11 protein-coding genes are annotated in these 12,049 nt (G+C 73.3%); 4 read left to right on the top strand and 7 right to left on the bottom strand.

The features are described 5' to 3' along the window. Positions 1-137 precede the first annotated feature (137 nt). The 6 genes from ACIPN7_RS20480 to ACIPN7_RS20455 form a co-directional block, all read right to left on the bottom strand. The gene (locus ACIPN7_RS20480; protein WP_400546428.1) at positions 138-1,106 is read right to left on the bottom strand and encodes a hypothetical protein; all 969 of its coding nucleotides are present in this window, start codon (positions 1,104-1,106) and stop codon (positions 138-140) included. Between the two features lie 92 nt (positions 1,107-1,198). Then, positions 1,199-2,143 (bottom strand): hypothetical protein, encoded by a 945-nt coding sequence (locus ACIPN7_RS20475; RefSeq protein ID WP_400546425.1) that lies wholly within the window; start codon positions 2,141-2,143, stop codon positions 1,199-1,201. 129 nt (positions 2,144-2,272) lie between these two features. Beyond that, the gene (hemW, locus tag ACIPN7_RS20470; RefSeq protein ID WP_400546422.1) at positions 2,273-3,622 is read right to left on the bottom strand and encodes a radical SAM family heme chaperone HemW; all 1,350 of its coding nucleotides are present in this window, start codon (positions 3,620-3,622) and stop codon (positions 2,273-2,275) included. Further along, on the bottom strand, positions 3,623-5,488 hold the full coding sequence (lepA, locus tag ACIPN7_RS20465) for a translation elongation factor 4 (RefSeq protein WP_400546419.1): 1,866 nt from the start codon (positions 5,486-5,488) through the stop codon (positions 3,623-3,625). A gap of 138 nt (positions 5,489-5,626) precedes the next feature. After that, positions 5,627-6,673 (bottom strand): CNNM domain-containing protein, encoded by a 1,047-nt coding sequence (locus tag ACIPN7_RS20460; RefSeq protein ID WP_400546416.1) that lies wholly within the window; start codon positions 6,671-6,673, stop codon positions 5,627-5,629. Next, positions 6,670-8,079, bottom strand: coding sequence for a hemolysin family protein (locus ACIPN7_RS20455; RefSeq protein ID WP_400546445.1), 1,410 nt, complete (start codon positions 8,077-8,079; stop codon positions 6,670-6,672). Before ACIPN7_RS20455 ends, ACIPN7_RS20460 begins: the two co-directional genes overlap by 4 nt. A gap of 260 nt (positions 8,080-8,339) precedes the next feature. Here ACIPN7_RS20455 and ACIPN7_RS20450 point away from each other — a divergent pair, with 260 nt between their 5' ends. Next, positions 8,340-9,080: a maleylpyruvate isomerase N-terminal domain-containing protein gene (locus ACIPN7_RS20450; RefSeq protein ID WP_400546413.1), complete on the top strand. Its 741-nt coding sequence runs from the start codon at positions 8,340-8,342 to the stop codon at positions 9,078-9,080. Positions 9,081-9,107: 27 nt separating this feature from the next. On the opposite strand, the gene ACIPN7_RS20445 is transcribed toward ACIPN7_RS20450, so the two are convergent. Further along, positions 9,108-9,998 carry an aminoglycoside phosphotransferase family protein gene (locus ACIPN7_RS20445; RefSeq protein ID WP_400546410.1) on the bottom strand — a complete coding sequence of 297 codons (891 nt, stop codon included), beginning with the start codon at positions 9,996-9,998 and terminating at the stop codon, positions 9,108-9,110. An 89-nt stretch (positions 9,999-10,087) separates the two neighbouring features. Between ACIPN7_RS20445 and ACIPN7_RS20440 the strand changes: the two genes are divergently transcribed. The 3 genes from ACIPN7_RS20440 to ACIPN7_RS20430 all read left to right on the top strand — a co-directional run bounded on the left by ACIPN7_RS20440 (position 10,088) and on the right by ACIPN7_RS20430 (position 12,038). Beyond that, entirely contained in the window at positions 10,088-10,876 is a 789-nt protein-coding gene (locus ACIPN7_RS20440) for an alpha/beta fold hydrolase (protein WP_400546407.1), read from the top strand. Positions 10,877-10,933: 57 nt separating this feature from the next. After that, entirely contained in the window at positions 10,934-11,365 is a 432-nt protein-coding gene (locus ACIPN7_RS20435; protein WP_400546404.1) for a type II toxin-antitoxin system PemK/MazF family toxin, read from the top strand. A 94-nt stretch (positions 11,366-11,459) separates the two neighbouring features. Further along, complete coding sequence (locus ACIPN7_RS20430) at positions 11,460-12,038, top strand: type II toxin-antitoxin system PemK/MazF family toxin (RefSeq protein ID WP_400546401.1); 579 nt, start codon at positions 11,460-11,462, stop codon at positions 12,036-12,038. The last annotated feature ends 11 nt before the right edge of the window (positions 12,039-12,049 follow it).

Below are 12,049 nucleotides of genomic sequence, written 5' to 3'. Positions count from 1 at the left end.
TCCCATCCCGGGCCCCCCGTCCCCACGGTATGGGGGCCCCGCACCGGCCCCCGGTTCAACACCCCCTAAAAAAATGCCCGGCCCCCCCGCCGTCGATCGCCGAGTCAGCATGCTGACTCGGCGATCGACGGATCGGCTCAGGCGACGGCGGGTCCCACCGTGCCTGGACCCGCCACCGCCGGGCCGCTCGCGACCCGTCCGCCGGTGAGCCGGCGGAAGGCGAAGGCCAGCGCCAGCAGCGACAGCGGGATGGTGACGAACAGGCCGAGCCCGCACACCAGCGCGCCCACGATGTTGATGCCCAGGAGCGCGAGCTCCAGCAGGAACACCGTGCCGAAGTTCTGCCCCACCAGGCGGAACGAGCCGGTCAGCGCGTCCCACGCGTTGAGGTTGCGGTCCACCACGTTGTGGTAGGTGAACGGCGCGAAGATCGCCAGGGCGATGAGGCCCAGGCCGCACAGGAGCAGGCCGACGAAGCCCGCCACCAGCAGCAGGAGCGCCGTCAGGATGATCATCGGGTAGCTGTTGACCTTGAAGAGCGTGCCCCAGGTCGCCTTCTCGCCCGAGACCTCACGCAGGGCCGCGTTGATCCCGAGGGCGCCGAGGATCGAGTTGATCAGCGAGCCGAGCAGCCCGAGCAGCGAACCGCCGAACGACACCCCGGTCGCCGCGGACGAGCTGATGTCGCCGCGCATCGCGGCCTCGTTGATCTCCTGGTAGTCGCCGAACGAGCCGGCGTTGAAGATGGCGCCCACGGCGAACGAGAGCAGGATGAAGAGCACCCAGAAGAGCCAGTTCCCCGTGAAGCGGCTCCACCCGAAGCTCAGTGCCTCGCCGACGGCGAACGGCGTGGCCGACTGCGTGCCGTAGGGCACGCCGGGACCCCCGTAGGCCGGCGGCTGACCCGCCCCGCCGTAGGGCGGAGGCTGGGTGGCGCCGCCGTAGGGCGACTGCTCGCCGGGACCGTAGGGCGACTGCTGGCCGGGGCCGTACGGCGGCGGCTGCGCGGGCCCGCCGGGCTGCGTCGGCCCGCCGGGCGGGTTCTGCGGCGGCGTCGGGCCGCCGGCCCCCGGCTCGTACGGGTTCTGCGGAGTGTTCTCGCTCATGTGATCCCCTTTTCACTGATCAGCGATCTGAGGCCACCTTCACCTTTTCTCCGCAAATCCGCATGTGCAACTGCCGACTTGTTACCCGCGGGTCAGGACCGCACCGGCTCTCCGGTCCACCGCTGGACCAGGTAGGCCCCCATCAGGAGCATCGCCGGCGCGACCACCACCAGGCCGGTCCCGCACGTGAAGATCGACGCCACGGCCAGCCCGGCGAAGATCCCGAAGAACGCGAGCGCCGCGCCGAGATGGGACAGGACGAGCCCGACGCCCCCGCCGAGCGCACGGCCGAGGCTCACGCGGTTGAGCAGCAGGAAGGGCACCGGGAGCAGGAGCAGCGTGCAGACCAGCTGGATCAGGCCGCCCACCACCGGGACGGCGGAGCCGACGAACCCGATCACCCCCGCGAGCAGCGCGTACCCGACCAGGCCGCCGAAACCGCGCAGCAGGAAGAAGTCCCGGATCCGGACCTTGCGGGTCCGCGTGGCTGCGAGCGCACCCGCGTACAGGAGGGCCTGCAGCAGGAAGCTGATCGCGGTACCCGCCGCGCTCAGCGCCTTGGCCTCGAACGACTGTCCGGCGGCCAGTGCGGCGTCGAGCGCCGCCGGGTCGGTGGAGCTCGACAGGGCGTCCAAGGTGGACGGGCTGAACAGGAGGACGACCGCGACCTGCGCGACGCCGAGCGCGAGGCTCATCAGCACCCAGATGCCCCAGCTCGTGCCGAACGCGCCCCAGGCCCAGCGCCACGCGCCACCGATCGTCGCGGGCGCGTCGTCGGGCTGCGGCTCCGGCTCCTGGACCGGCGAGTACGCCGGAAGCTGCGGGGACGGCGCCTGGTACTGCTGCTGGAACCCGCCGTGCGGGTACTGCGGGGGCTGGTAGTCCGGCCGGCCGTACGGGTTGGCGGGGCGGCCGTACGGGTCGCGCGGGCCGTACGGGTCGGGCTGCTGTGGTGGCTGGCCGCCCTGCTGCCGGGGGTCGGGACGCTGTCCGGAGGAGGGATCCTGCGGGTTCCAGCCACCGTAGGTGTTGCTCATGCGCGTGCCCCTTGTCAGGCGGGACCGAGCCGCCTCGTAACGGTATGAACAGCACAAGATATCGACGGTTTCGCCCACCACGCAAACAAACGAAAAGGACCCTTTGCGTGAAGAAAAAGGGGGCGCGGATCAGGCGGTCAGGTCCCGCACGACGGCGTCGGCCAGCAGGCGCCCGCGGCGCGTCAGGACCGCGCGTGCGGACCCCGTGCCGGAGGCACCGGCGGGCCCCGGTCCCCCGGTGCCGGACGTGCCGACCCCGAGGGCGGCGTGGCCGTCGAGCAGCCCGCGGGCCACGAGGCCCGCCACCGCGGTGCGGCCCTGCGCGGTCAGCACGCCGAGGTCGAGCCCCTCGCGCAGTCGCACGCCGAGCATGACGCGCTCCAGGTGCGCCTCCTCGCGCGTGAGCAGCTCGCGCCCGACGCCCGGGCTGTGCCCGGCCTCCAGCCGCGTCGCGTAGGCACGGGGGTGCTTCACGTTCCACCAGCGGACGCCGGCGGGCGGCTCGGCGCCGTCCGTCGTGTCGCCCGCCGTCGCGTCGGACGCGGAGTCTGGCGCAGACACGTAGCTGTGCGCGCCCGGACCCACGCCCCACCAGTCGTCGCCGCGCCAGTAGCCCACGTTGTGCCGGCACTCGTGCCCCGGGCGCGACCAGTTGGACACCTCGTACCAGCGCAGGCCCGCCGCGGTGAGCAGGTCGTCGGCCAGCTCGTACTTGGCGGCCTGGTCGTCCTCGTCGGGCAGCGTGACCTCGCCGCGGCGCACCTGGGCCGCCATCTTGGTGCCGGGCTCGACCACCAGCGCGTAGGCGGACACGTGGTCGACGCCGGTGGCCAGCGCGGCCTCGACGCTGGTGCGCCAGTCGTCGAGGGATTCGCCGGGCGTGCCATAGATGAGGTCCAGGGACACGTCCAGCCCGGCGTCCCGGGCCCACCGCACGACGTCGGGGATGCGCAGCGGGTCGTGGGTGCGCTCCAGCGTCGCCAGCACGTGCGGCACCGCCGACTGCATGCCGAACGAGACCCGCGTGAACCCGGCGTCGGCCAGCACGCGCAGCGACTCGGGCGTGACCGAGTCCGGGTTGGCCTCGGTGGTGACCTCCACGCCGTCCGCCAGGCCCCAGGCCGCCCTGATCCCGGTCAGCACCCGGGCCAGGTCCTCGGCGGGCAGCATCGTCGGCGTGCCGCCGCCGAAGAAGACGGTCGAGACCGCCGCGGGCGTCCGCCCGGCGTCGGACAGGACCTGCCGCGCGAGCGACACCTCACGCAGCGCGGTGGTCGCGTAGGCCGCCTGGTTGGCGCCGCCGCCCAGCTCGGACGCCGTGTAGGTGTTGAAGTCGCAGTACCCGCAGCGCACCGTGCAGAACGGCACGTGCACGTACACGCCGAACGGTTGGGCGGTGGCGACCGGGCCCGGCGGGCGCGCCCAGGCGGGCAGCCCGCCGTCGTCGGGCACGGGGATGCCGGAAGGAAGTGCGGGCACCTACTTCTTCTTCTCCTTGGGGGCCGCCGCGTCGGAGGAGAGCGCCGCGATGAACGCGTCCTTCGGGACCTCGACGGAGCCGATGTTCTTCATGCGCTTCTTGCCCTCCTTCTGCTTCTCGAGCAGCTTGCGCTTACGGCTGATGTCACCGCCGTAGCACTTGGCGAGCACGTCCTTGCGCATGGCACGGATGGTCTCGCGGGCGATCACGCGCGCACCGATGGCCGCCTGGATCGGCACCTCGAACTGCTGGCGCGGGATGAGCTCCTTGAGCTTCGCCGTCATCATGACGCCGTAGGAGTAGGCCTTGTCGCGGTGCACGATGGCGCTGAACGCGTCGACCTGCTCGCCCTGCAGCAGGATGTCGACCTTGACGAGGTCGGCGGCCTGGTCGCCCGACGTGTCGTAGTCGAGCGACGCGTAGCCGCGGGTCTTGGACTTGAGCTGGTCGAAGAAGTCGAAGACGATCTCGGCGAGCGGCAGGTGGTAGCGCATCTCGACGCGGTCCTCGGACAGGTAGTCCATGCCCTGCAGGTCGCCGCGCTTGGACTGCGAGAGCTCCATGACGGCGCCCACGAACTCGCTCGGGGTGAGGATCGTGGCCTTGACGACGGGCTCACGGACCTCCTTGATCTTGCCCCCGGGGAACTCCGACGGGTTGGTCACCTCGATGGTGGTGTTGTCCTCCAGCGTCACGTCGTAGATGACGTTCGGGGCGGTGGAGATCAGGTCCAGGTTGAACTCGCGCTCCAGGCGCTCGCGCACGATCTCCAGGTGCAGCAGGCCGAGGAAGCCCACGCGGAAGCCGAACCCGAGGGCCACCGACGTCTCGGGCTCGTAGTTGAGCGCGGCGTCGTTGAGCTTGAGCTTGTCCAGGGCGTCGCGCAGCACCGGGTAGTCCGAGCCGTCGATCGGGTACAGGCCCGAGAAGACCATCGGCTTGGGGTCGCTGTAGCCGCCGAGCGCCTGGGTGGCGGGCTTGGCCGCGTTGGTCACGGTGTCGCCGACCTTGGACTGGCGCACGTCCTTCACGCCGGTGATCAGGTAGCCCACCTCGCCCACGCCGAGCCCCTTGGTGGGGTGCGGCTCGGGCGCGCTGACGCCGATCTCCAGCAGCTCGTGCGTGGCCCGCGTGGACATCATCGCGATCTTCTCGCGCGGGTTCAGGTCGCCGTCGACCACGCGCACGTAGGTGACCACGCCGCGATAGGTGTCGTAGACCGAGTCGAAGATCATGGCGCGCGCCGGGGCGGCCGGGTCGCCGACCGGGGCCGGGACGCGCTGCACGATGCGGTCGAGCAGGGCCTCGACGCCCACGCCCGTCTTGCCGCTGACCTTGAGCACGTCCGCCGGGTCGGAGCCCACGAGGTTCGCCAGCTCCTCGGCGTACTTCTCGGGCTGGGCCGCCGGCAGGTCGATCTTGTTCAGGACCGGGATGATCTCGAGCTCGTTCTCCATGGCCAGGTACAGGTTGGCCAGGGTCTGCGCCTCGATGCCCTGCGCGGCGTCGACCAGCAGGACGGCGCCCTCGCACGCGGCCAGCGACCGGGAGACCTCGTAGGTGAAGTCCACGTGCCCGGGCGTGTCGATCATGTTCAGGGCGTGCGGGGTGCCGTCGAGCTCCCACGGCATGCGCACCGCCTGCGACTTGATGGTGATGCCGCGCTCGCGCTCGATGTCCATCCGGTCCAGGTACTGGGCGCGCATCGCGCGCGCGTCGACGACACCCGTGAGCTGGAGCATGCGATCGGCAAGGGTCGACTTGCCGTGGTCGATGTGCGCGATGATGCAGAAGTTGCGGATCAGCTCGGGCGCCGTGGCATTCGGCTGGATGCGCGCCGTGAGCGCAGGACCGGGGATGGGCAAAGCGTTCTCGCTCCGTCGTCAGGGTGGTGTCGTCAGGATCGTGGCCGGGATGGGCGGGGGCCGACCATCATTCTCCCACGTCCCGTACGGGCCGGGTGCGGCGCCGGGGCTGTCCCCCGGCGCCGCACCCGCGCCTCGTCAGACGGGCTGGCCCGCTGTCGTGCGCGGCAGCAGGCGCCGCAGCACGTCGGCGAGGGTCACCACGCCGAAGTCCGCCGCGGGCCCGTCCGGCCCGTCGGCGTCCGACCGGGGCACGACGGCGAGGTGGTTGCCCGTCTCGCGCATGCTCGTCAGGGCGGTGTGCAGCGGCACGTCCGCGGCCAGCTCGAAAATAGCCCGCGTGACCTCCGTGACCGGCGCGTCGTCGGCCAGCAGGAGCGTGTCCCGGACGTGGACCACACCCTCCGGCCGCCCGCCGTCACCCTGCACCAGGATCCGCAGGTGGCCGGAGACGCGGGACGCCTCCTGCACCTGCGCGGCCGTGGCGTGATGCCCCACGGCGGACGGCGCCGCGTGGTCGGCCAGCAGGTCCTCGACCGTCAGGCGGCGCAGGTCGAGCGCGCCCGAGAGCTGCGCCGAGTAGGCCATGTCGAGCGCGCCCACGCTGGCGGAGTGCTCCACCAGGTGCCGCAGGTCGTCCGGGCCCTGCCCGGAGGCGACCTGGTCCGCCGGCTCGACGCCGACGCGGCGCAGGCACCAGTTCGCGGCGCCGTTGAGCGCCAGGAGCACCGGCCGGGTCACCACCATGAACGCCCGCATCGGCAGCGCCAGCATCGTCGCGCTGGCCTCGGGGTGCGCGATGGCCCACGACTTGGGCGCCATCTCCCCCACCACCAGGTGCAGGAACGTGACGATGACCAGGGCCAGCACGAAGCCCGCGACGTCGGCGGCCCAGTAGGGCGCGCCCCACGCCTCGAACACCGGCGTGAGCCAGTGGTGCACGGCCGGCTTGGTGATGGCGCCGAGCGCCAGGGTGCAGACGGTGATGCCGAGCTGCGAGCCGGCCAGGAGCACCGTGAGCTCGCTGGCGCTGCGCAGCGCGGCCCGCGCGGAGCGGCTGGTGGGCGCGGCGTCCTCCAGGCGGTGCCGCTTGGCGGCCAGGAGTGCGAACTCCACGGCCACGAAGAACGCGCTCAGCGCGATGATCACGACGGTCGCGGCCAGGACGACCCAGGGGTTGCTCATCGGGTCTCCTCCTTCTCGGGGCCGGCGTGGTCGACGGCGGGGGTCTCCGCCTCTTCCTCAGGGGGCGCCTCGACCACGGTGACCCGGACGTGGGAGGGCACGTGCCGCTCCACGTCCAGCACCTCGATGCGGAGCACCTCGGGCGGCGGCGGGTCGGCGGCCACGAGGGTGGCGGGGTCGACGGGCAGCACGACGTCGACCACGTCGCCCGCCGCGGGCAGCGCGCCGTGCACGGCGATGGCCAGGCCCGCGATGGTCTCGTGGTCGCCCTCGGGCAGGTCGCGCTCGACGGCCCGCTCCACCTCGTCGAGGTGGACGTCGCCGGCCATGACCCAGACGCCGTCCGACGCCGCGGTCACGGGGTCGATCTCGTCGTCGTGCTCGTCGGTGATCTCCCCGACGAGCTCCTCGGCGAGGTCCTCGACGGTGAGCACGCCGGCGAACCCGCCGTACTCGTCCACGACGCACGCCATCTGGTTGCGCGTGGCCGACAGCTCCCGCAGTGCGTCGGGCAGCGCCATGGACGTGGGCAGCACCAGCGCGGGACGCAGCAGGTCCGCGACGGTCGTCGCCTCCGGCGCCGCGGAGAGCAGGTCGGTCAGGTGCACGACGCCGGTGACCTCGCCGTCGTCGTCCACCACCGGGTAGCGGGAGTGGCCCGCCGCCATCAGCTCGCGCACCTGCGCGAGCGTGTCCTTGCTGTGCACCACGCCCACACGGGCGCGCGGGATCATCGCGTGCTCCACGTCCTGGCGCGGGAAGTCCAGGATGCGGTCCAGCAGCACCGACAGGTCGCCCGGCAGGTCACCGCTGGCGCGCGAGTCCGCGACGATGTGCTCCAGGTCGCGGGCCGTCGCCGAGTGCTCGACGTCGTGCACGGGCTCGATGCGCAGCAGGCGCAGGAGCGCGTTGGAGGCGGCGTCGAACACCTTGATGAGCCAGCCGAAGACGGCGAGGTAGATCGTCGTGGACCGGGCCAGCCACAGCGCGACCGGCTCCGGCCGCGCGATCGCCAGGTTCTTGGGCACGAGCTCGCCGAACAGCATCTGGACGAGGGTCGAGAACAGGAGCGCGAGGACGGTGCCGATGGCGACACCCGTGCCCACCGGCACGCCGACGCCGCCGAGGGCCTCGCCCAGCGACTCGCCGACGAGCGGTTCGGCGACGTAGCCGACCAGCAGGCCGGTCACCGTGATGCCGAGCTGTGCGCCGGACAGCATGAAGCTGGTCCGCCGGGTCACGCCGAGCGCACGCCGCGCCCCGGCGTCGCCGACCTCGGAGCGTGAGGCGAGCCGCGCGCGGTCGACCGCCATGTACGCGAACTCCTGCGCGACGAAGTACCCCGTCACGGCGGTGATCACCAGGATCACCACGACCCCCAGCAGGAGGGAGACCACCCAGGTCAACGCATCCACCCCCGCTCGGTGGTGCGAAGACGTGCGTTCGGGCCGGGACTATGACTGTCGGGGTCCATGATCCTTCACTGGTGGTCGTGCGGTTGTGTCTCGGGCCGAGGGCCTCGGGCCGGATGCGCGGTGCGCATCGCGTGGAGAACGTCGGAGCTGGGTTCACGGTTCCACGGCGCACGGAAGTCGTCATCCGGAGTGCTGTCCGTCCCGGCACGAGGGCGGACGGCGTGTCGGTGGTGCGCGGTACGTTTCGGCCCATGACGCTCGACCATCTGGCCCTCCTGTCCCGGTTCCAGGACGACTTCCTGGCCGCGATTCCCGCCGCCGACGCCGACGCGCGGATCCCCGCCTGCGGCGACTGGACCGTGCGCGAGCTCGTGGAGCACATCGCGGACGTGCACCACTGGGCCGCGGGCAACGCCCGCGGGGTCAAGGGCGCGGCGCTGGGCGACGGGCCGTTCGACCTGGCGCCGCACTACGCCGCGCAGGCGGCCGAGCTGCGCGAGGCGCTGTCCGGCCTGGACCCCGAGGCCGAGTGCCGGGTCCTGGCCCACCCCGCACCCCTGGGCCCCGGCCCGGTGCGGTTCTGGCACCGCAGGCAGACCCACGAGACGCTCGTGCACCTGCACGACCTGCTGGCCGCCTCCGCGGGCACGGCCACGGCGGGCCTCGTCGGGGCGGCGCCGGAGGTGTGGGCCGACACGGTCGACGAGGTGGTCACGGTGCTCCAGCCCCGGCAGGTGGGCCTGGGCCGCATGGAGCCGCTCCGCTTCCCGGTGGTGCTCGTGGCGACCGACCTCGCCGGCGCGCCCACCTGGGTGCTCGGCGCCCCGGGCGAGCGCACGGACGAGGTGGCGCCCGACGTCGTCGTGGCCGGTACGGCCGAGGGGCTCGCCCTGACGCTGTGGCGCCGGCTGACGCCGGACGAGGCGGGGCTGACCGTCACCGGTGACCGCGGCGACCTCGAGGCGGCGCTGGCGCAGCCGATCGTGCCGTAGCAGGCCCTGGCCTGGCCGCGCGGGGCGTCAGCCGGCCAGGACCGTCGCGATCCGGGCCTGGCCCGCCCGCGCGAAGGCGGGCCAGCGGTCCCAGTAGTAGGGCAGGGCGATGACCGCCTGCACCAGCATCCAGCCGCGCCCGCGCTCCCACGCGTCGTCGGGGTCGGCGAGCCCGTCCGTCGCCGCGGCGCGGAACACGGCCCGCTCCGCGTCGGTGAGGCCGGTGCCCCAGGCGGGGATGAGGTCGGCCGCCGGGTCGCCCACGCCCACGGCGCCCCAGTCGATGACGCCGGTCAGCCGCCCGTCCCGCGTCAGCAGGTTGCCGGGCAGGAGGTCGCCGTGGAGCCAGCGGGCTTCCGCCGTCGGGCGGGCGTCGAGCGCCCGGTCCCACGCCTTCGTCACGGCGGGGCCGTCGACGCGGGTGCCGGAGGCGGCGATCGCCGCGCGGACGTCGTCGTCCAGGCGGGCCAGCGGGACGCCCCGGGACGTGCCCTCCTTGACCGGTCCGCCGCCCGCGGGCACCGTGCGCAGGGCGGCGACGAGCTCGCCCAGGCCGCGGACGCCGTCGGCGCCGAGGCTCCCGGGAGCGGGCGGCTCGCCCTCCAGCCAGGGCACCACCGACCAGCGGAACGGGAACCCCTCGCCGGGCTCCCCCACCGCCACGGGCACGGGGAGCTCCACCGGGAGGTGGGCAGCGAGGTGCGGGAGCCAGCGCGCGTCGGCGACGGCCTGGTCCTGGGCCCAGGCGATCTTGGGCATCCGGACCAGCAGCTCGTCGCCGAGCCGGAACAGGTGGTGGTCGGTACCGCCGGCCGGTCCCGGCCGCACCGGCAGCCCGGACCACTGCGGGAGCTGGGCCGCGACCAGCCGGTGCACGAGGTCCGGCGTGGAGACGATCTCGTCGTCGTGGAGGCGCATGGGCCACACCGTGGCACCGGCGCGGACCGGCGGGCCAGCGCTTTTCGTCCGACCGATGAGTTCCGCGCACCGCCGTCGTCGGACGGGACATGACCGACTACGCGACCACCAGCCAGGGCGACCGCGTCGCCTACGACCTGCACGGCACCGGCCCGGCCCTCGTCTTCGTGACGGGCGCGGGACCGGACCGCGCCGACGACCCGATCACCGCCGAGACCGCCCGCCGCGCCGCCGACGCCGGCCTCACCACCGTCACCTTCGACCGTCTCGGCCGCGGGGAGAGCCCCGCCGAGGGCCGCCTCGACCTGGACCGCGAGCTCGCGGCCGTCGCCGCGATGATCGAGGTCGCGGGCGGTTCCGCCGTGCTGGTCGGGCACTCGTCCGGCTGCTCGGTCAGCCTGCGGGCCGCCGCCGCGGGGCTGCCCGTCACCGGCCTCGCCCTCTGGGAGGCGCCGCTGGGCGACCCCGCCGCGACCACGCAGGCGTGGGCCGACGAGATCGAGCGCCTGCTCGACGCCGGCGACACCGAGAACGCCATGCGGCACTACATGAAGGACATGCCGCCGGAGTGGCTCGCGGGGATGGAGGCCGCCCCCGACTGGCCCGCGCTGGCGCGCACCGTGGCCGCCTACCGGGCCGACGCCCAGTCGCTGGCGTGGGCGCAGCACGCGCTGGAGGACGGCACGCTCGACGTCGCGGTCCCGGTGCTGGCGATGTACGGGACGCAGACGTTCCCCGAGATGCCCGTGGCCGCGGCGAGCATCGTGGCGCAGGTGCCCAAGGGAGCCGAGAAGGAGATGCCGGGCGCCATGCACAGCTGGGAGCCGGAGCCGATGGCGGCGGAGCTGGCCGAGTTCGCGCGGGCGTGCGCGGGGTAGACCTGCGCCTGGTAAGTCTTGGATGCGCAATTCACCCGTTCCGGTACGGTTCCAGGCGTGACCTTCGCATCAGAGAACAGCTACCCCGGCGACTACGAGGGTGAGGTGCACCCGATCTACCACCCCCAGCTCGACGGCGAGCCGGACCCGGGCGAGGTGGTCTGGACCTGGGTGCCCTACGAGGAGGACCACAGCCAGGGCAAGGACCGCCCGGTGCTGCTCGTGGGCAAGGACGGGCCGTGGCTGCTGGGCCTCCAGCTCACCAGCCAGGACCACGACCGCGACGCACTGCAGGAGGCGCGCGCCGGCCGCATCTGGATGGACGTCGGCACCGGTCGGTGGGACGCCTCGGGACGCGAGTCGGAGGTGCGGATCAACCGCGTCATCCGGGTGGACCCCGACGACGTGCGCCGCGAGGGCGACGTGCTCGCGGAGGACATGTTCAACGACGTCGTGAAGTACATGGACCGGGCGCTCGACCTGACCTGAGGCGCGCGTGGCCGGGCCGGTGCCGGGAGACGCGGCGCGCCGTCCGGCGTCGTCCCGCCTGCCCGCGGGCCGGCGTCGGGCTACCCTGCCCAGCGTGAACCAGCAGAACCCGTGGCTCAAGCTGCTCGGCGAGGTCGTCGAGGCAGTCGCCCGCACCGTCCTCGACCAGAACGACCGCCGCTCGGGCGCTGACCGGCCCGCAGGCCAGCGGTCCGCGGGCGACCGGCCGGCGGCGACGCCGAGGGCGCCCCGGCCGTCGGGGCGCGAGCTGCCCGAGACCGACGGCTACCCCGGCGACTTCGAGGGCAAGGTCAAGCCCGTCTACCGCCCGGAGCTGGACGGCGAGCCCGACCCGGGCGAGGTCGTGTGGTCGTGGGTTCCGTATGAGGAAGATCACAGCCAGGGCAAGGACCGGCCGGTCCTCATCGTGGGCAACGACGGGCCCTGGCTCCTCGCGCTGCAGCTCACCAGCCAGGACCACGACCGCGACGCCGAGCAGGAGGCCCGCGCCGGACGCCGCTGGATGGACATCGGCACCGGCGCCTGGGACAGCTCGGGCCGCCCGTCCGAGGTGCGTCTCAACCGCGTGATCCGCATCCACCCGGACGCCGTCCGCCGCGAGGGCGCGATCCTGGACAGGGCGATCTTCGACGAGGTCGCCGCCGCCCTCTGACATGTCACGGG

The organism is Promicromonospora sp. NPDC090134 (assembly GCF_044746965.1).
Classification (GTDB): Bacteria; Actinomycetota; Actinomycetes; order Actinomycetales; family Cellulomonadaceae; genus Promicromonospora.
Note: the sequence above shows the minus strand (reverse complement) of the source record. Positions and strands in the feature narration are given on the sequence as shown.